The sequence below is a fragment of the Paraburkholderia sp. C35 genome, from assembly GCF_003121405.1.
GTDB lineage: Bacteria > Pseudomonadota > Gammaproteobacteria > Burkholderiales > Burkholderiaceae > Paraburkholderia.
In genome coordinates this window covers 1-19,174 of sequence record NZ_QBUY01000082.1, presented here as the reverse complement: position 1 = coordinate 19,174, position 19,174 = coordinate 1, and the positions used below count along the sequence as shown (strand labels likewise).

Genomic DNA, 19,174 nt, shown 5'->3' with positions numbered 1-19,174 from the left:
CGCAAACACAATCATGACCACGCCACAAGAACTCAAAGCGATCGTCTCCGAAGGCCTGCTGTCGTTCCCCATCACCGACTTCGACAGCAACGGCGACTTCCGTCCCGACACCTATGCCGCGCGTCTCGAATGGCTTGCGCCGTATGGCGCGACGGCACTCTTTGCCGCCGGCGGTACGGGCGAGTTCTTCTCGCTGACGAAGTCCGAGTACTCGAACGTGATCCGCACGGCAACGGAAACCTGCAAGGGCAAGGTGCCGATTCTGGCCGGTGCAGGCGGCCCGACGCGCGTCGCAATCGAATATGCGCAGGAAGCCGAGCGTAACGGCGCGCAAGGCGTGCTGCTGATGCCGCACTATCTGACGGAAGCGTCGCAGGAAGGCATCGCCGCGCACGTCGAGCAGGTGTGCAAGGCCGTGAAGAACATGGGCGTGATCGTCTACAACCGCGCGAACTCGAAGCTCAATGCCGATTCGCTCGAGCGTCTCGCCGACAAGTGCCCGAATCTGATCGGCTTCAAGGATGGTGTGGGCGACATCGAAAGCATGGTGACGATCCGCCGCCGCATGGGCGATCGCTTCTCGTACCTTGGCGGCCTGCCGACGGCTGAAGTGTATGCCGCTGCGTACAAGGCGCTGGGCGTGCCGGTGTACTCGTCGGCAGTGTTTAACTTTATTCCGAAGACGGCGATGGAGTTCTATCGCGCGATCGCCGCTAACGACCACGTCACGACGGACCGCCTGCTCGATGAATTCTTCCTGCCGTACCTGCAGATCCGCAATCGCCGTCAGGGCTACGCGGTGAGTATCGTGAAAGCGGGCGCGAAGCTGGTCGGTCATGATGCCGGCCCGGTTCGTGCACCGCTGACGGATCTCAACGAAGAAGAAACGGCGCAGCTCGGCGCGCTGATCAAGAAGCTTGGCGCACAGTAATCGCTAGCGTCATGTGAACGAAATCGCGGCCCGGCCATGGATGGTTTTGATGGCTGGGCTGCGGTTGTGAGCAAGCGCGCCCTCTCACGCCACACTATTCTTCATCGATCGTATTCTGCGCGGCACGTATCAGCCATTGGCCGTCGGTCTTGATCAATACCCAGGTGAAAATACCGCGATAAGCGGCCACCGGATTTCCATCCGGATTCTCGACACCGCTGATCGACCAGCGCCAGTGAATCAACGCGATATCCGGCCGGATCATGGTCAATTCGGCGGGACCGTCTTGCCGAAACACGCTTTTCCCGTACCTGCCCGCGAACAATTGACCATGCCAGAGCGTGAAGTCTTCGCGTCCGCGTAGCAGCATGCCGCTCACCAGCACGAATTCGGCATCCGGAGTCAGCAGATTGCCAAGCGCGATGGCATCGTGCGCATTCCATTCCTTTACCCAACGCGTTGTCGTGGATGTTGCCGGTTGGTCTTCGGGCTCGGCTGCCACCACCCACCACCCCATCGCCAGCGGCAGGAAGCAAAGGCAGAACAGCAGCGCTTTTCGCACATCGAACATGTTTGCTCTCCCGCCGCCGTTGATCGCGCGAAACGCGTGGCCGATGCGTGCCGGCCCGGTTTTCGTGTCATCAGATGCTCACCAGCGGCCTGCCGTCATCCGCCTGTCCTCGCGTGCATTGACGCTACGCCGTTGCGTGAGCCAGCTATCGATACTCAGCCCCGGCGCGCCCGACCTTGCCACTGCAATGAAACCGCCCGCCATCACCATGTTCTTGAAGAACATGATCTGCATGAGCTGATCTGTGAAGTCGGTGTGAAAAATCACGGCTGTGAGCAGGCACCAGCCCGACAACAGCAAAGCGACCCATCGGGTGCCGAGTCCCAGCGCCAGCAGCACGCTAGCGATGAGTTCCCACACGGCTGCCGGCCACAACAGGAAGCTCGGGAGATCGAATGCCCGCATGTAGGCTTCGGTATCTGCGCGATCGAGCAGTTTGCCGATACCCGATTGCAAAAATAACGCTGCCATCAACAGGCGCGTGGGTAGATCAAACCATCGGTAATCGTCGTCCATCGCAGTCCTCTCATTCCGATATCTACGTGCTCGGAACGATAGGCATGGGCCTGGGACATGAACAGACGGCGAATGGCGAACGTGTCGTTCGAGCGAGTCGAACGGCTTGGATGTTGCTGTCGATGGCATGTGCTGTTACCTCTGCGCATGCCCGCAAGAACACGCACCCAACCACAAGCGCGAACATCAAAAAATAAAAAATAAAACTGACAAAAAGACAATTAACCGACGATAAGAACATTTGCCTGCACAATGCGCCACGAGCCTCAAAGCATCGGCGAATTATTTTTCCCGCCCGCAATCCATTGCGGCCATGCTTTCGTACCGTGTACCATGTCACCAGGGCAAACCCCGGAGGATGATCATGGACAGGCACGCAGTGCATTACCGAAGCCACGTCATCATCCCACTTGCGTCCGTCGGCGCTCGCGGATACGCGGCCAGCGTGTTCGTCACCGGCCCGAGCGGACGGCGTAAAGCCTTTGGCATCCTCGGCTACTTTTCTTCCGAGGAAGAGGCGATCGAGTACGCGACGTCATGCGCAAAAGCCCGCATCGAAGGCAATCGGATGCCGGGCTTGCCGCGCAAGCTCAGTGCCGTGCGGCACTGGTTCCTGCGGCGTGGCATGCGCAGGCAACAGGGATTGTTCGCCCCCAGTCCCTGGGATTGATCAGACGATTAGTTGTCCAATCAGCGCGCCGTCAGTGCGCCCGTTCTCGACACGCAAACTAAACCGAAGCGTTCGATAATCGGAGTAGCTTCGACTCGCCGCGTTTCATGCACGCGGCAGTCTTCGTCCCTTTTCGGACGGCTCGTCCGGGACTTTCCGTATGGATGCTCCCGCACGGGAAAGCGCGCTTCTCCCCTTATCGCCCGCGTGTTTCCACTTGTCAGGCTCGCCACTTGCTGGCATTGGTCTGATTAAAGTCGCGAGCCGTCGCCGAACACGACGCGCCCGCGCCGTTTGAACGAGCGTCAGCCAGTATGATGACCACCCGAAAGATCTTGATGATTCTCGCCGGCCTCGTGCTCGGCGCAGCATTGACCACCTACCTGATGGTGTTGCAGGCAGACCGCCGCGCAACGGCCGAGGCTACCGCGGGCATGGATGAATCCGTGCGCCCGCCTGCCGTCGATTCGAACGTCAGTGAAAATCACATGACGGAAGGCAGCATCGGCCAGTCAGAACCGTCGACTGAGAGCACGAATCGAGCCGTTGTCATGCAGCAGCCGAGCGTCCCTGCGCCTGCAAAACCGGCAGCCAAAGCAACCGCACCGGTAGCAGCGGCGCCTGCACCCGTCGCACCTGCACCTGCCGCAGTAGTGCCCGCACCCACTGCCGTTGCGACACAACCGCCCCCCCCCGCCAAACCGACGCAACCGTCGCAACCGACAGCCGTTGCTTCGGTGAACGTACAGGACGCGGGAGCACCCAGGGTCGTACCCGCTCCACGCACGCAACGCGGACGCGACAGCAGCCTGGAACGCCGCCCGCAAACCACCCAGCAAGGTTCGACGCCGGAAACGGATGAACTGGTCAAGGAGTCGGCGAAACTCGATCCGTCGCTGCCGCCGCCGACGACGTCACCGTCTGCCAACCTCAGCGCATCCACGCACACCGATCAGCGCAGCAACGCGAATCGCGGTTCGTCCCAGACGGGCGCGGCCCACACGGATCAACTGGTGCGCGATTCCGCCAGGCTAGATCCATCGCTGCCGCCGCCTGACATGTCAGCCGTTCGCGCGACCACCGAGCAGCAGGATCAGCAACGCGCGATGAAACCCGGCGCGGGATCGAACCCTGTTGCAGCCGCGATGACGGATCAACTGGTGCACGATTCCGCCAAGCTCGATCCGTCGCTGCCACCGCCAAAGTAACGCGCTTCTTCGGCCTGCATATAAGACAACGGCGCCGCCTGCTCTCGCAGCGGCGCCGTTGCTTTTCATCTTCACGCTTTCGCGCGTTCTCACACGCTATCGATCACGACTCACTCAGCAAAATCAGTCGATGCCGACAGTGCCTTCCACGTTTCCGTTTCCGCCGTCACGAAGGCGTTCTTATCGCCGATCGCCTTCAGCGTATCCGTGCCGAGCGGCAGGCGCAGCGGCGGCGTTTGCGCATCGACCAGCGTGACCATCGCCGCCGCCAGCTTGTCAGGGTTGCCCGGCTGGTTGTGATTCATGCCGACCGCGAAGCGGCGCACATTGCCCGACGTCTCGTCGTAATCGTCGATGATCTCCTTGCCGACCACCAGCGACGTCGCGTCGAGAAAATCCGTGCGGAAATAGCCCGGCTCGACCACCGTTGCGTGAATGCCAAGCGGAGCCAGTTCGGCGTGCAACGCTTCCGTGATGCCTTCGACGGCGAACTTGGTCGAGCAGTACACGCCAAAGCCCGGACCCGAGCGATACCCGCCAATCGACGACATGTTGATCACGTGCCCCGAGCGCTGCTTGCGCATCACGGGCAGCACGGCGCGCGTCACATTCAGCAGACCAAAAACGTTGGTGTCGTACATGCGGCGCACGTCCGCGTCGCTCGATTCCTCGACGGCAGCGAGCAGGCCGAAACCGGCGTTGTTGATCAGCACGTCGCTGCGGCCGAACTTTTCGATGGCAGCCTCGACGGCGGCTTTCGCCTGCGCTTCGTTCGTCACGTCGAGTGCGACGGGCAGCAAGGCCGGCGATTCGCCGAGACGCTCGACGATCGCGGCGGCATTGCGGCCCGCAGCGACCACGGCGTTGCCGTCGGCGAGTGCCGCCTGGGCGATCAGCGCGCCCAGACCGCGCGAAGCGCCCGTGATGAACCAGACGCGCTTGAACTGTTGTTGGGTGGCGTTGCTCATTTGCTGCTCCTACGTTCGTGGTGAAGGTGTAACGAAGAATAGGCCGCCCGATTCGCATAAACTAGCCATCAATTGCTAGACTGATAATCAACTTTTATTTGCGAATCGGAGACAGGCGATGAACGAGGTCCGCGCCATTTCGATCTTCGTGCGCGCCGCCACGCTCGGCAATCTGCGCAAGGCAGCCGTGGATCAGGGCATCTCGCCGCAGGCGGCCAGCCACGCGGTGATGCAGCTTGAAAAGTCGCTGGGCGTGCGGCTCTTTCACCGCACCACCCGCAAGCTGAGCCTGACGGAGGAAGGCGAGCGGCTGCTGCAAAGCGTCGAACCGGCGCTCGCGACGCTGTCGTCGGCTATCGACGACGCTCGCCGCGCCAAAGACGAAGTCGCGGGCCCGTTGCGCGTGAGCGCGCCCATGGCGCTCGGCCGCGCGGTGCTGTGGCAGTCCGTGCTGGAATTCGCCGCGCTCTACCCTGACGTCCAACTGGACGTGCGCTTCGACGACCATTTCACCGATCTCGTCAGCGATCGCGCCGACGTCGGTTTTCGCGGCGGCTCACCGCCTGCGGGCGGCACGATTGCGCGGCGGTTGCTGCCTATTCAGCTGATCGTGTGTGCGTCGCCGGCCTATCTCGAACGACACGGCACGCCGTCGAGCGTCGACGATCTCGATGCGCATCGCTGCACGGGATACCGTCGCGCGAACACCGGCAAGCTGGCACCGTGGGAGTTTCTGATCGGTAATGAAATCGTCTATCGCGACGTGCCCGCGACACTCTGCGCGAACGACATCGACGCGGAGACCGACGCCGTGCTCGCGGGTCTGGCTATCGGGCAACTCGGCAGTTTTTCGGCGGTGTCGCACATCCGCAGTGGACGGCTGGTTCCGCTGCTCATGCAGCACATGACGCAGCGCGAATCGGTCTACGTCTACTATCGCTCGCGCACCGAGCAGCCGCGACGCGTGAGGACGTTCATCGATTTCATGATCGACAAACTCGCCGACAATACGACGTTCTATCTGGCGCCTGATGAACTGCGCGCAGCACGCAGGTCGATCGCCTGAAAAAATCGCGCGCCCGTCCACATGAAGCAGACGGGCGCGCGATCCTTCACGACACAGGCACGTTACTCGGCCTTGTTACGCGCCTTCAGCTTGCCCTGATAGCGCAACACCGGGCGCTCCGGCTGCACCTGTTGCGGCGCGACCAGCAGCTGACGGCGCGCCATCGCCGTCACAGGCGGCGTGATCGAGCCGATCGTGGTCGCGCGCGACGGATTCGCCAGACCCGAATTCACCAGCATCTTCGCTTCCATCTGCAGGTTGGTCAGCAGCACGGGATCGGTCAGTGCGCTGCTCTGCGCGAGCAACTGGCTCCACGCGTTGTCGCCATAGTTCGTCACGTAGTAGTCCAGCCCGCTCGGATCCGCGACGACAGCCGTGCAGCCGTTCACGCGCACCTGCATCTGCGTGTCCTTCAGCGCGACGGTCTTGCGGCGCGACAGCCCTTCGCCATAAGCGAGCGTCAACGGCACAGTCCATTGAATGCCCGGATACAGGTTCTGGTTCGGATACGGCGACTGCTTGAGCGTGACGACCGTCTGGTTGCTGGTCAGATCGCACTGCGTATCGAGCGATACCAGCGGCACACCCGTTTGCCGCACGAAGCTGTCGCCGATCGCCACCATCGGCTCGCCGCTGACTTTCGCCAGCTCGTCCCACAGACGCTTCGGCGTCGAATTGCCGAGCGAATAATCGGCCAGATACGATTGCAGGCCACGGCGCATCACGGCATCGCCGAGATAGTTCTCCAGCATCTTCAGCACGATGCCGCCCTTGTCGTACGTGAACGGACTCGCGCTCAACACGAAATCGTTCGAAGCCCAGTCGTTGAAGTTCGGCTGCACCGGGAACGACGTGTTGCGCAGATCGCGCGACATCACCGCGTACTTGGTCTTCACTTCATCGACCCAGTTGAAGCGGTCCGGGAAAAACAGGATCTTCGTCTTGTTCTCGAAGTACGTCGCGAACGATTCGTTCATCCACACGTCGTCCCACCAGTCGAGCGTGACGAGATCGCCGAACCACTGGTGCGCGGCTTCGTGCGTGAGCACGGTCACGCCGTAGTCGGACATCGTCGTGCCGGGCGGCGGCAGGATGTCGTCGGCGAATTCGAGAATGGCGCCCCAGTTCTCCATGCCACCGAAGTTCAGGTCCTTCTGGTCCTTGAACGCATCGTTCGCGGCGATCGTGTCGAACTTCGTCAGCGGCAACGGGATGCCCGTGTAGCGATAGTAGTAATCGAGCGCCTGCTTGGTCTGCTGCATCGCGGGCACGGCCCAGTCACGCATGCCGGGCGGCGTGAAGATCCGCAGATGCAGATTCTTGCCGTCCTTCAACGGGCTGGTGAAATCGTCTTCCAGCGTATCGAACATGCCGCCGCCGAAGAACAGCAGGTATTGCGGCATCGGCGGGGTCTTGTCGAACGACACGCGCTTGTAGCCGCTAGCCACGTTGACGGCAGGCTTCTCGGCGGCATTCGACACGACCCGCCAGCTCTGCGGCACTTCCGCCGACACCTCATAGGTCATGCGGAACGCAGGCTCGTCCCAGCCGGGGAACCACTGGCGCGCCAGATTGGTTTCGCCTTGCGTGAGAATCGCGCCGCTGGTGGTGCCGTCGGTGCCTTTCAGATCGACGCGGAAAATGCCTTCCGCAGCCGAGCAGCCCGGATACGGATCGTCGCCGCAACTGCCGCCCGTCTTGGTGGCGGGATCGTCGTAGGTCTTGAAGTTGATGATGCCCGACCACTCCATATGCAGCGAATAGTTGCCGGGATGGATCTGGCCGCTCACGGGCCGCAGCTGATAGAAGTCGCCATCGTCCTGCGGTGTCGCGATCAGTTGAATGTTGCCCGGTTGCAGCGTCGTCTTGCCATTGACGAACTTGATGCGATGCCCGGCAATCACAATCTGGTTGATGTTCTTCGTCACCTGGATCTCGACGTCAGCGCGGCCGTCGAAGGCGTTCAGATCCGGATTGGGCCGGAACCACAGTTTGTAGTTGATCGGCTTCACGGTGTCGGGCAACTCGACGGGAGGCACCGTCTTGTTGATCGACGCATCGGCAACAGGCGGCGCCGACAGCGCCGGTTGCGACGCCGGCGCCGTCGCGCCCACCTGCGCCGATTTGCTCGACGTCAGTCCTGCATCGTCTCCGCCACCACATGCACTCAACACCAGCGTCGCAGCCACCAGCAGGCACTCCGCCTTTAACCGAAAACATGCTCGCATGATTCGTCCTTATCGGATAAAGCAGCTCTGGAAAGGTGTGGTTATGCGTTTTTCTTTTAATTAGAAAAATCGCGCAAAAAGGTCTCCCTCACGCGCTTAAATGCGAATGAAAGTTTTGCAATAAACAGACGAAAACGGGCCTCGGCCCAATTCGCCGATATTTACACTTTTAAAACGAGAGCTTGAGAAAAAATTACGACATCAATACCGGACACGCGGCAATGCCGCGCGTGTAAAGACTCGACCAGCCGACCGCGGGCATAATAATGATTTGATGCACCCGTTTTGAATGACTGTCAGCTTACGATGAGCGGTAGATTAGTTGGGCAAACGTCAGCGTGTCAACGCTCATTACAAAATATTTCTCGAACATATGCTCTATGCCCAATGGGTCATACCAATTCAAAACGAATTTATCAAACGGCAATTCATTTTGCATGCTCTTATTTCCTCGCCTTTATTGCCGGAAATGCGGACGTCTCCCTTCTTTACGCATTTCTCAATTCCGTCGAAATGCAATTAACAAAGCGCATTCGGCACAACTCTGATACGCAAATTAATCAGGATTGCGATTCGAACGGGCGTTTCCGTATGCATGCATCATCGGTGCCGTCCAGACGGGCGTCGCATGCTATATTTATCCGACGATTCCAGCATCGTTCCTGCGACCGGCATCACCATCGGACCACGATGTGAGCACGTTCCAAACTTTCCGCCATGCCGCTGTCGTGACCCGCGGCTTCACTCCGATGTTCGCACTCGTTGTCGCGCTGATATGCGGCGCGTGCGTGCTGGTCGTGTCTGCGCTGTGGGCACGGCATGAAGACCAGGCCACCATTCGGGAACGCGAAAGTCTGATTGCGAAAGACATGGTGGCATCGATCGACCGCATTCTCGACAGCGTCGTGTCCAGCCAGCACGACGAACTGGCCGTGTTGCCCGGACAGGCGTGCACGCAGGTCGAACATCGGCTCTCGGAACTGAATACGTACGTGCTCTACGTGCGCAGCGTCAACCTCGTGGCCAACCGGCGCCTGTACTGTTCGTCGGCGCTTGGCTCGATCGACATTCCTCTCTCCGACTATCTGACGCCCGCGCCTTCCGGTATCACGCTCGATCTGACAGGCGGTACGCCCTGGCAGCCGCAATCGCCCGTGATGCCTCTGTACATGCCGACGCAACGCAGCGCCGGCCTGTTGTACATCGTCGAATCGGCTTACCTCGCCGATACGCTCGCGCATGGCGTGCGCTACGAAGCGGGCCAGGTAGTGCTCGTCGTGTCGAATGCGCGCGCGTTGAATGCACGCGGCGAGCTGATTTCCGCTCAAAGCGCAGCCAGCTTGCGCGGCACGCGTGCGGCGTCGCCGCGCTGGACGTTCTCCGTCATCGTCGTCGCCGCGCCCGAGTTCGTCACGCAAACGCACTGGAAATACGGCCTGCTCGGCACCGCGGCCGCCATCATCGTCAATCTGTGGATCGCGGCCGCTTACCTGATCATGTTCGCGCCGCGCCGCCAGCTGCTGTCCGCTGTGCGCCGCGCGCTCAGGCAAGGGCAATTGCATATCGCGTATCAACCCGTGGTCGAGATCGACACACGCCGTGTGGCAGGCGTTGACGCGTTGATACGCTGGACGCATCCGAAATGGGGCAACGTCAGTCCCACCGCGTTCATGACGGAAGTGGAAAGCAGCAGCCTGCTGGCACGCGTCACCCGCTTCGCGCTGCAACGCGCGACGGCCGACATCGCGCAAAAGACGAGTACCCGCCCGTTGCGCGTAGCTGTGAACGTCGCGCCGATGGATCTGGAACGCAAGGGTTTTGTCGCGGATGTGCTGGCCGTCAATGACACACTGCCCGACGGCATCACACTCGTGCTCGAAGTCACCGAGCGCTTTTTGCTCGACAAGCATCCACGCATCGAAGCGATCTTCGAGACGCTGAAAGCGCAAGGCGTCCAGTTCGCCATCGACGATTTCGGCACGCAGCACAGCAACCTCGATCTGCTCGGCCGTTATCCATTCGATTACGTGAAAATCGACGGCCAGTTCGTGCGGCAGGTCGACCGCGGCGGCGCCGAACTGATCCGCGCGATCGCCGCCGTGTCGAAGCACTACGGGATGGAAGTGGTGGCCGAAGGCGTTGAAACACAGGCGCAGCACGACGCGCTGCGCAGCCTTGGCATTCCGTATGGTCAGGGCTATTTCTACCAGCGGCCCGTGCCCGTCTCGCAACTGTTCGCCGAGACGAACACCCAACCGCTGACGACGAGAACACACGTCACGCCTTGAGCGTCGCCGGCGTGACTCTCCTTATACGAAATCTGCTACGGTGCTCAGGCCATGACGATCAGAACGGCTTGGTCGGCAGATACTTGCCGTCGAGTGTGATCACGGCGCGCTCGCCGCCGTCGGGATCCTGCACCTTCTTGATGTCGAGCTTGAAGTTGATCGCGCTGATGATGCCGTCGCCGAACTGCTCGTGAACCAGCGCCTTCAGCGTCGAGCCGTACACCTGCACCATTTCGTAGAAGCGATAGATGGTCGGATCGGTCGGCACGCCGCCCGGAATGCTGCCGCGCACGGGAATGGTCTGCAGCAGACGCACGGCGTCATCGTCGAGGCCGAGGCGTTCGGCGACCAGTTTCGCGGCCTTTTCGGGCAGCGCGTGCTGGCCGAGCAGAGCAGCCGTCGTGTAGGCAATGCTCAGGCCCGTGCCTTCGTTGATGGCTTCGAACGTGAGGTTCTTGCGCGTCTTGGCGTCGATGATGGTTTCCATCAGGGCGATGCGGGCGTTCTGGCTGACTTGCGATTGGGTCATGATGTGACTCCTTGAAAGAGTAAAGCTGAGAGGAACGGCGAGGGAAAATTCAGGAAGCTGCGACGCGTGTGTCCTGCGTCGCGTTGACATCGGGATGCGCGGCCAGCGAAACAAACTGGCGCGTGCTGCTGTCGAGCGCATCGATGGAACCGGATTCAATATCGTAGACCCAGCCATGCAGATTCAGGCGGCCCTGTGCGAGCGCCAGCGCGACGGAAGGATGGGTCTTGAGGTTGTTGAGTTGCGCGATCACGTTTTCGCGCACCATCGAGTCGATCCGCTCGCGCTCGCCGGCATGCTCGCGCGACTCGTTGACCAGCTTCGCGGAATCCGCGTAACGCAGCCAGTTGGCGACAGCGGGCATGTGATCGAGACACTTGCCAGTCGCGACGGCCGTCCTCGCGCCGCAGGCGGAATGGCCGCAGATCACGACATCCGTGACGCCCAGCGCAGCCACCGCATATTCGACCGTGGCCGACACGCCGCCCGGTTCGGGGCCGAACGACGGCACGATATTGCCGGCGTTGCGGATCACGAACAGGTCGCCCGGTTCGCGCTGCGTCACGAGTTCCGGCACCATCCGGCTATCCGAGCACGAGATGAATAGCGTGCGCGGTGTCTGGCTGGTCGCCAGCTTGCGAAACAACTCCTTGCGCGCCGGAAAAACGTCGCGTTGAAACTTCAGAAAACCGTCGATGATGTCTTGCATGATCTGCTCCATTCAGTCGCGCTGTGCGGCGCGTTGAACAAAGAATGGACTCGATCGACCATAGTGTCCAAGACCGGTTTATGATGATGACAATAGGCAAGACCAATAGTTTCGGCGTCAGGGTCATCAGTCGGGAGCCGGCATGCTGCTACGTCATATCCGTTACTTTCTGGCCGTCGCGGAGCACCGCAATTTCACGCGCGCCGCCGAGGCGCTGCATGTGTCGCAGCCCACGCTGTCGCAGCAGATCAGGCAGCTGGAAGAGATGTTGGGGACACAGTTGCTCGACCGGTCAGGGCGAACGGTGCAACTGACGGATGCGGGCGACGCGTGGATGCGCTACGCGAAGCTCGCGCTGCAAGATCTCGATGCGGGCGTGCGGGCGATTCTCGACGTGAGCGAACTGAGCCGCGGCAATCTGCGTCTGGCCGTCACGCCGACTTTCACGGCGTATCTGGTAGGGCCGGTGATCGACCGGTTCTATGCGTCGCATCCGGGCATCGCCATCGACCTGCACGAAATCACCCAGGACCAGATCGAAGCCCAACTCGCCGACGACAGGTTGGACATCGGTATCGCCTTCGAGCCGGTGCATGCAGCGGAAATAGAAAGCCAGCTGCTGTTTCAGGAAACGTTGAGTCTGGTGGTCGGCCGTACGCATGCGCGTGCATCGCGGCGCAAGGCGCTAACGGCTCAGGACTTCGCGAAGGAATCCCTCGTGTTGCTGAACAGGGCGTTCGCGACCCGCCGCTATATCGACGAATATTGCACGCAACAGCGCGTACGCCCGCAGGTGGCGATTGAAGCGAACTCGATCAGCGCCATCGTCGAGATCGTGCGCCATGGGCAGCTTGCGACTGTGCTGCCTGACGGCATCGCGCGCGAGCACCCGGAATTGCTACCCGTGCCACTCGATCCACCGCTGCCTGTGCGCACGGCTGTGCTGCTGCAACGCAAGGACGCTTATCGCACGGCGGCAAGCAAGGCGTTCGTGCAGGTGTTGATGGAAAACATCAAGCGCTAGGCTAGGCCTCGCTCTCTTCACCCTGCACATCACGCGCAGCAATCTTCAGTTGCCGCAGCTTGTGATACAGCGTCTTCTTTGGCATGCCGAGCGCCTCGCTCGCGTCCGCGACGCTGCCGTGACAGCGCCTCAGCATGTCCTCGATGAGCATGCGCTCGAAGTACGCCATCTGATCGGCGAGCGTGCCGCCCTTGGCCGCCGGTGCTACCGTACCGCTGCTTTCCGCCAACAGGCTGTCGCCCGTCAGACCTAGCACGACGCGGTCCGCGACGTTCTGCAACTCGCGCACGTTGCCGGGCCATTGATGGGTCATCAGTTCCGACAACTGCGACGCCGACACGACCGGCGCCGGCTGTGCAAAACGCCGCGCGGCCGCCAGCACGAAATGCTCGAACAGCAGCGGCACGTCTTCACGCCGCTCACGCAACGGCGGCAATTCGATCTGCGCGACGTTCAACCGGTAGAGCAAGTCCGCACGAAAACCGCCTTCAGCCGCTAGCGCCGCGAGATCGGCCTTCGACGCCGCGATCACGCGGCAATCCACTGCTATCGATTCATTCGCGCCCAACCGCTCCAGCGTGCGTTCCTGCAGCACGCGCAGCATCTTGATCTGCAGCGGAACCGGCATGGTTTCGATTTCGTCGAGAAACAGCGTGCCGCCATTCGCCCATTCGATCTTGCCGACGCGCTTCTTGATCGCGCCCGTGAACGCACCCGCTTCATGCCCGAACAGTTCGCTTTCGAAAATCTGCTCCGGCAGGCCGCCGCAATTGAGCGCGACGAAATGTTTGTCGCGACGCCCACCGAAGTCATGCAGGCTGCGCGCGATCAGCTCCTTGCCCGTGCCCGTCTCGCCCGTGATCAGCACCGACACGGATGTATCCGCGAGCCGCAGGATCTTCTTGCGTACATCGGCCATGGCAGGCGACTTGCCGAGCACCAGCGCTTCGATGCCTTGCCAGTTGTCGAGCGCCGCGCGCAAGCCCTGCACTTCGAGCGTAAGGCGCCGCTTCTCGACGGCACGCGCGACGCGGCCCGCGATGTGGTCCGACGAAAACGGCTTCTCGATGAAATCGTAGGCACCGACCTGCATCGCGCCTACTGCCGTGGAAATATCGGCGTGTCCGCTGATCAGCACGACGGGAATCTGTGCATCGATGGCCATCACCTTGTCGAGCAGCTGCAAGCCGTCGATGCCCGGCATCCGTACGTCCGACACGATCACGACGGGCGCGCCCGGCGCAACCTCGGCCAACGCCTGCGCCGCCGATGCAAACGCGCTGACCGAAAAGCCCGCCAGCGCCACCGCCTGCTCGACGCCGACGCGAACGTTCTCATCGTCTTCGACGACGAGAACCCTGATTTCATCTCCCATGAACCACCCTCTGCGACGTCGCCGCCGCGAATTCGATAGTGAATTGTGCGCCGCCGCCTGCCAGATTGGCGGCCGAAATCTTCGCACCGAAACCCTCGACGATACGCGACGTAATCGCGAGGCCAAGTCCCAGTCCCTGCCCGCGCGGCTTGGTGGTCACGAACGGCTCGAACAGATGGGCAAGCACGTCGGGCGCGATGCCGGGGCCGGTGTCGGCGAGTGTGAACAGCACGCGCTCGCGCGCGTCGGGGTCGGCGGCGGCAATCGTGATGATGCGTTTTTCTTCGTGATGCACGGCGTCGAGCGCATTGCCGAGCAGATTGACGATGACCTGCTGCAACTGGCTCGATTCTGCCCACACTGTCGAGCCTGCCGGAATGTTCACGTCGAGTTGCACGCCTTCATCGCGAATACGCGCTTCGTAGATAAGCCGCGCGTGCGCGACCGCTTCGTTCAGCGACACGGCCATCCGTTCGACGTCCGGCTTGCGCGCAAAAGTCTTCAGTTCGCCCGTCAGCACGGCCATGCTGTCGACCAGTTTCGCGACACGCTCCAGATTCGCCACTGCCTGCGCGGGCTGATTGCGCTCGAAAAACGTGCGCGCGTTATCGCACAGCGTGCGGATTGCCACCAGCGGCTGATTCAACTCGTGCGTGAGACCGGCCGCCATCTGGCCGAGCACGGCGAGCTTGCCCGCGTGCACCACTTCCTGCTGCGTGTCGCGCAAACGCTGCTCAGTGCGCTTGCGTTCGACGATTTCCTGCTGCATGCGTTCGTTGGTTTCCACCAGCGCTGCCGTGCGTTGCGCGACGGTCATCTCCAGCCGGTCGTTCGCGGCGCGCAGCGCGTCCTGCGCCTTCAGCCTGACGGCAATCGTGCGGCGCCGCTGCGCCGCGTACAACGCATAAAGCCCGGCGATCAGAAACGCGCCCGTCACGAACGCGAGCGCAACCTGTTGCTGTCGACGCGCGCTGGCGACATCGAGCAGCACCATGATCGAATCGCCCGCTTGCGGCGCAGGCCGAGACATCACGAGGAATTGCGTGGTGTGACCGGCGCGCCGCCAGTCGGGAAAGCGCCCGAGCCATGCCGCGTCGTTCCAGTCGCCGACACGGCGGTACGGCAATGCATCGACATTGCGGCCCGCGTATTGCCGCGAGTCCTGAATGACGCGCTGCTGTTGCGCGGTGATGGGCCGGATCGCCGTGAACTTCCACGCGGGTACGGTCGAGATGACGATCACACCGTTGCTGTCGATCACCATGGCGGCCTCGCCGGGCGCTCGCCAGGCCGTTTCGAGCGCATCGACGCTCAGCTTCACCGCCGTCGCGCCGACCGGCTTGCCCGCAACGCGCACGGCGCTCGCATAGTACAGCCCCGGCATGCCAGTGTTGGTGCCGATGCCGAAGAAGCGCCCGGTGCCATGCGCGAGCGCATCCTTGAAGTACGGCCGATACGAAACATTGGTGCCGACGAAGCTGAACGACTGGTTCCAGTTGCTCGCGGCGATCACCTCGCCCTGCAGGTCGATCACGTCGACGGCGAGACTGCCTGCTTCGTTGTTGACGGCTTCGAGATAGGTATCGACTTCGTGCAGCAGGTCCGGCGACGCGCGCGAACCCGCCGCAAGCAACGCACGCACGCTGTCCTGCCGCGCGACGATGGCGGGCATCATCTCGTAGCGGCCCAGCTCGCTTTTGAGGCTGGCTGCATACAGATCCAGCCGGTGTGCGCCGACCTGCGCGAGCGCGTCGATGGCGCGGTCCCACGCAAATTCGACGGCCGCCGCCGCCGCGCCGAGATACAGCGCGATGGCAGCGGCCCATGCCCACAACGGTATGCTTCTTGTTCTTACGCGCACATTCAACCTCATCGATGCCGGGCGCCGCAAGCTGCTTTATGCGCCGGCTTGCGCGCCCGACACGGGATTGCGCGGGTGCGTCAGCCGAAATGCGCAAGCAGGATCAGCGTCAGCGTCACCACGATGGCGCCGCCGATACGCGTGGCGATCTGCGCGAACGGCATCAGCGTCATGCGGTTGGCCGCCGTCAGGATCGCGACGTCGCCCGTGCCGCCCTGGCCGCTGTGGCAAGCGTTCACGATCGCGGTGTCGATAGGGTACATCTTCAGGAAGCGGCCAACCACAAAGCCCGTGCCCATCAGTGTCGCGACCGTCACGACGATGGTCACGATATTGGCAAACGTGAAGGCGGCCATCAGTTCGTCCCACGGCGTCATCGCGACGCCGATGGCGAACAGCAGCGGATACGTCACCGCCGTCGAGAAGAACTTGTAGACCACGAATGCGCCTTCCTGCAACTGCGGCGAGACGGCGCGCGCGAGCTTCACCAGCACGGCGAGGAACAGCATCGCGACGGGCGCGGGCAGACCGAACAGGTTGCGGCACATCAAACCGAGCAGATACAGCGTGATGGCCGTGATGCCGGCGGCGGCGATATGCGTGACATCGATATGGCCGGAGATTTCTTCCTTCACCGGGTCCATTTCATCTTTCTCGCCGACCTGCAGACGGCCGCGGCCCGTCAGATGCGGATAGCGCTTGCCGAGCATGTCGAGTGCACCGGACAGCACGATCGCCGTGAGGCTACCGAGCATCACGGGCGGCAGCACTTGCGCGAACAGCTGACCTTGCGGCAGATGCATGATTTCCGAGTAGCCGATGGACAGCGGAATCGCGCCCTCGCCGACGCCGCCCGCCATGATGGGCACGACGATATACAGCAGCGTGTGCTTGACGCCAAGCCCGAACGCCGCACCGACAGCCGTGCCGACGATGGCAGCCGCAATCGAGCCGACTGCGAGCGGCACGAAGATCTTGATGAAACCCTGGATCAGCACGCGCCGGTCCATGCTCAGAAAGCTGCCGACGATGATCGACGCAATGAACAGGTACAGGAAGTTCGTCTGCTTGGTGAAGTCCGTGGTCAGAGTAAGCACGGGCTTGGGCAGCAGATGGTAGTAGGTGAGCGCAGACGGTACGAAGGTCGCGCAGATCGCGGCCGCGCCGATATTGCGCAGGATGGGCAGACGCTTGCCCAGTTCGGCGCAGGTGAAGCCGAAGAAGGCGAGTACGGCGATGGCCATCGAAATTTCGCCGGGCACCTTGCCCGTCACGGCGAAGCCCGTGATCAGCGCGGCCAGGATGACGTAGACAGGCAGCGGGATGATGCCGATCCGGTATTCCATCAGCTTCCACCAGCCTTCCGGCCAGAAGCGCGTCTTGGTGACGGGTTGCTGCGCGGGCAGCGGCTGCGACGGGCCGTGGGCGTGCGAAGTCGTTTGCAAAGCATGTCTCCTTGATCTTGGATGCGTGAGGCTGCATCGCTTGTCTTGTGGCCGGGTGGCCAGTGGACGCCTATATCGCAAGGGGTATGCCAATTTTTCCGGCTTCGCTTGAATTTGTTATGCCATTGATTTATATGCGGTTTCTTTCATTTTTAGGCTGACAGCGACGAACTTGTTCTGAGACTTCAGAATCGGCTCGCGAAGGGAGGCTGAGATTTCAGCCATTCGCTAGAATCACCGCATGGCTCGATTGGGGAAAACCATGCAGGACACATGGCAGTTCCAGATCCGTATGACGGTTTCCGACGAACGGGCGCTTGCATTGCGCGCCGATCCGTCTGCGCAGTCGTACGCGCCGCTGCATGCGGTGCTGCAACGGCATCACGCCACGGTCACATGCCAGTACGACGCGTTTGCGGGTTATGTGAAGGAAGCGGAAGAACTTGGCACGGCGGCGTATCCGCTATACGAGTGGACGCGGCAGACCATCGAGAACCCTGAAAAGAAAGCGAAGTATCTGCGCTCTTTCACGGTGTATGTGGAAGGCGAGCAGATCTATTCGAAGGAAACCGCCGATTCGCTCGAAGCCGAGCTTGAGGCACTGGCACGCGAGCCCGAATCCGGCATCGAACGCGTATTCAAGTACGACACGAACCCCGCCAACAATCCGCAGCCACCGCGTTCTGGCGATCACCCGACATAGCCGGTTCACCGCGCCCTTCGCCTGAAGGACGCCGGCGAACCGGCCACGCCGACACACCTCAAACCAGTGCGATTTCAACGTCGATATTGCCGCGCGTGGCTTTCGAGTATGGGCACGTCTGATGTGCCGTCTCGACGATCTTCTGCGCGACTTCGGCATTCACGCCCGGCAGGCTGACGTACAGGCGCGCCTGCAAAAAGTAGCCGCCCTCACCCGTACCGAGATCGACTTCGGCGTTGACTGCCGTGTCGGCGGGCAGCGCGACTTTCAGCTCGCGCGCCGCGAGTCCCAGTGCGCCTATAAAGCACGCCGACCAGCCTGCCGCGAACAGTTGCGCGGGGTTGGTGCCTTTGCCGCTCGATCCCGGCGGAGAAAGCTGGATATCCAGACGGCCGTCCGTGCTGCGAGCCGAGCCATCGCGGCCGCCTGTGGTTTGCGTTTTGCCGGTGTACAGGACGTTGTCGATTCTTGACATGGTGTGCGTTCCTCTTTGCTCGCGGTTTTAGTGGTGTTTGAAGGTGGAGAGCCCGAACTCGCTCGAGATGGTGCGGCGGCCTGATTCCATGTTCTGGGTTGATACGCCGCCCATGTCGTCGTTGGCGGAAGCGTTCTGGCCTGCTTCGGCGACGATCGCGCTCGGGCCTTGTTGCGAAACGGGAGCGCCTTGCAGCGGGTTGTAGTGAGGGGCCGGGCCGTAGCCACTGGCGAATGCCGACGATGCTGCGGCGCTGAGTGTGATCCAGATTGCGGCATTGATGAACTTGTTCATGGTGGACTCCGGTTTGATTGTGCCCACTGTTGGGGCGGGTTTGTGAATTCGGTTCAGTGCTGTCTTTTTAATCTCGCACGATTACATCGCGTACGATGCATTTTAGGGTGGAAAATTTTTGTGTCAAGTGCGATTTGATCGTGTGCGATTTGTTTTTTTGGTTTTTTTGGTTTTGATGGGGGTTGAGGTTTGTGCTGCCGCTGGCATCCGCTCTTTGTTAGTGGTCTGCTAGTGTTGCCCCTGTGCGGGGCGGCACTTACTTTCTTTGCCGCCGCAAAGAAAGTAAGGGAATCTCTGCAAAAGTCCTGGCATT

At 61.6% G+C, this 19,174-nt stretch carries 18 protein-coding genes; 7 read left to right on the top strand and 11 right to left on the bottom strand.

The genetic code is table 11. The features are described 5' to 3' along the window. Nucleotides 1-13 precede the first annotated feature (13 nt). Nucleotides 14-931, top strand: a complete 918-nt coding sequence (gene kdgD / locus DK391_RS32480; RefSeq protein ID WP_109482102.1) for a 5-dehydro-4-deoxyglucarate dehydratase — start codon at nt 14-16, stop codon at nt 929-931. Between the two features lie 94 nt (nt 932-1,025). Here the strand turns inward: kdgD and DK391_RS32475 are convergent, their stop codons facing one another. Next, nucleotides 1,026-1,502, bottom strand: a complete 477-nt coding sequence (locus tag DK391_RS32475) for an SgcJ/EcaC family oxidoreductase (protein WP_109482101.1) — start codon at nt 1,500-1,502, stop codon at nt 1,026-1,028. A 78-nt stretch (nt 1,503-1,580) separates the two neighbouring features. Then, nucleotides 1,581-2,018, bottom strand: a complete 438-nt coding sequence (locus DK391_RS32470; RefSeq protein WP_162600965.1) for a DoxX family protein — start codon at nt 2,016-2,018, stop codon at nt 1,581-1,583. A 364-nt stretch (nt 2,019-2,382) separates the two neighbouring features. On the opposite strand from DK391_RS32470, the gene DK391_RS32465 reads away from it, so the two are divergent. Together DK391_RS32465 and DK391_RS32460 are read left to right on the top strand one after the other, a co-directional pair. Continuing rightward, the gene (locus DK391_RS32465) at nt 2,383-2,688 is read left to right on the top strand and encodes a hypothetical protein (protein WP_109482122.1); all 306 of its coding nucleotides are present in this window, start codon (nt 2,383-2,385) and stop codon (nt 2,686-2,688) included. A gap of 314 nt (nt 2,689-3,002) precedes the next feature. Beyond that, nucleotides 3,003-3,896 (top strand): hypothetical protein, encoded by an 894-nt coding sequence (locus DK391_RS32460; protein WP_109482099.1) that lies wholly within the window; start codon nt 3,003-3,005, stop codon nt 3,894-3,896. 110 nt (nt 3,897-4,006) lie between these two features. On the opposite strand, the gene DK391_RS32455 is transcribed toward DK391_RS32460, so the two are convergent. After that, nucleotides 4,007-4,864 (bottom strand): oxidoreductase, encoded by an 858-nt coding sequence (locus DK391_RS32455; protein ID WP_109482098.1) that lies wholly within the window; start codon nt 4,862-4,864, stop codon nt 4,007-4,009. 118 nt (nt 4,865-4,982) lie between these two features. Here DK391_RS32455 and DK391_RS32450 point away from each other — a divergent pair, with 118 nt between their 5' ends. Next, nucleotides 4,983-5,930, top strand: a complete 948-nt coding sequence (locus tag DK391_RS32450; protein WP_109482097.1) for a LysR family transcriptional regulator — start codon at nt 4,983-4,985, stop codon at nt 5,928-5,930. Between the two features lie 62 nt (nt 5,931-5,992). Here DK391_RS32450 and DK391_RS32445 read toward each other — a convergent pair whose 3' ends face one another. Then, nucleotides 5,993-8,158: a M1 family metallopeptidase gene (locus tag DK391_RS32445; RefSeq protein WP_109482096.1), complete on the bottom strand. Its 2,166-nt coding sequence runs from the start codon at nt 8,156-8,158 to the stop codon at nt 5,993-5,995. Between the two features lie 692 nt (nt 8,159-8,850). Between DK391_RS32445 and DK391_RS32440 the strand changes: the two genes are divergently transcribed. Then, nucleotides 8,851-10,446 carry a cyclic diguanylate phosphodiesterase gene (locus tag DK391_RS32440; RefSeq protein WP_239483016.1) on the top strand — a complete coding sequence of 532 codons (1,596 nt, stop codon included), beginning with the start codon at nt 8,851-8,853 and terminating at the stop codon, nt 10,444-10,446. Between the two features lie 58 nt (nt 10,447-10,504). Here the strand turns inward: DK391_RS32440 and cynS are convergent, their stop codons facing one another. Beyond that, complete coding sequence (cynS, locus tag DK391_RS32435; RefSeq protein WP_109482095.1) at nt 10,505-10,975, bottom strand: cyanase; 471 nt, start codon at nt 10,973-10,975, stop codon at nt 10,505-10,507. 49 nt (nt 10,976-11,024) lie between these two features. Next, nucleotides 11,025-11,684: a carbonic anhydrase gene (locus DK391_RS32430; protein ID WP_109482120.1), complete on the bottom strand. Its 660-nt coding sequence runs from the start codon at nt 11,682-11,684 to the stop codon at nt 11,025-11,027. A 142-nt stretch (nt 11,685-11,826) separates the two neighbouring features. On the opposite strand from DK391_RS32430, the gene cynR reads away from it, so the two are divergent. After that, nucleotides 11,827-12,708, top strand: coding sequence for a transcriptional regulator CynR (cynR, locus tag DK391_RS32425; RefSeq protein WP_109482094.1), 882 nt, complete (start codon nt 11,827-11,829; stop codon nt 12,706-12,708). A 1-nt stretch (nt 12,709) separates the two neighbouring features. Here the strand turns inward: cynR and DK391_RS32420 are convergent, their stop codons facing one another. The 3 genes from DK391_RS32420 to DK391_RS32410 all read right to left on the bottom strand — a co-directional run bounded on the left by DK391_RS32420 (nt 12,710) and on the right by DK391_RS32410 (nt 17,389). Then, nucleotides 12,710-14,083, bottom strand: a complete 1,374-nt coding sequence (locus tag DK391_RS32420; protein WP_109482093.1) for a sigma-54 dependent transcriptional regulator — start codon at nt 14,081-14,083, stop codon at nt 12,710-12,712. Then, nucleotides 14,073-15,956 (bottom strand): ATP-binding protein, encoded by a 1,884-nt coding sequence (locus tag DK391_RS32415; RefSeq protein ID WP_109482092.1) that lies wholly within the window; start codon nt 15,954-15,956, stop codon nt 14,073-14,075. Before DK391_RS32415 ends, DK391_RS32420 begins: the two co-directional genes overlap by 11 nt. Before the next feature lie 68 nt (nt 15,957-16,024). Beyond that, nucleotides 16,025-17,389, bottom strand: a complete 1,365-nt coding sequence (locus DK391_RS32410; protein WP_109482091.1) for a 2-hydroxycarboxylate transporter family protein — start codon at nt 17,387-17,389, stop codon at nt 16,025-16,027. A 262-nt stretch (nt 17,390-17,651) separates the two neighbouring features. On the opposite strand from DK391_RS32410, the gene DK391_RS32405 reads away from it, so the two are divergent. Continuing rightward, nucleotides 17,652-18,092, top strand: a complete 441-nt coding sequence (locus tag DK391_RS32405; RefSeq protein WP_109482090.1) for a hypothetical protein — start codon at nt 17,652-17,654, stop codon at nt 18,090-18,092. A gap of 58 nt (nt 18,093-18,150) precedes the next feature. On the opposite strand, the gene DK391_RS32400 is transcribed toward DK391_RS32405, so the two are convergent. Both DK391_RS32400 and DK391_RS32395 read right to left on the bottom strand, forming a co-directional pair. Beyond that, on the bottom strand, nt 18,151-18,567 hold the full coding sequence (locus DK391_RS32400; protein WP_109482089.1) for an organic hydroperoxide resistance protein: 417 nt from the start codon (nt 18,565-18,567) through the stop codon (nt 18,151-18,153). Nucleotides 18,568-18,594: 27 nt separating this feature from the next. Continuing rightward, complete coding sequence (locus tag DK391_RS32395; protein WP_109482088.1) at nt 18,595-18,861, bottom strand: hypothetical protein; 267 nt, start codon at nt 18,859-18,861, stop codon at nt 18,595-18,597. Nucleotides 18,862-19,174: the final 313 nt, after the last annotated feature.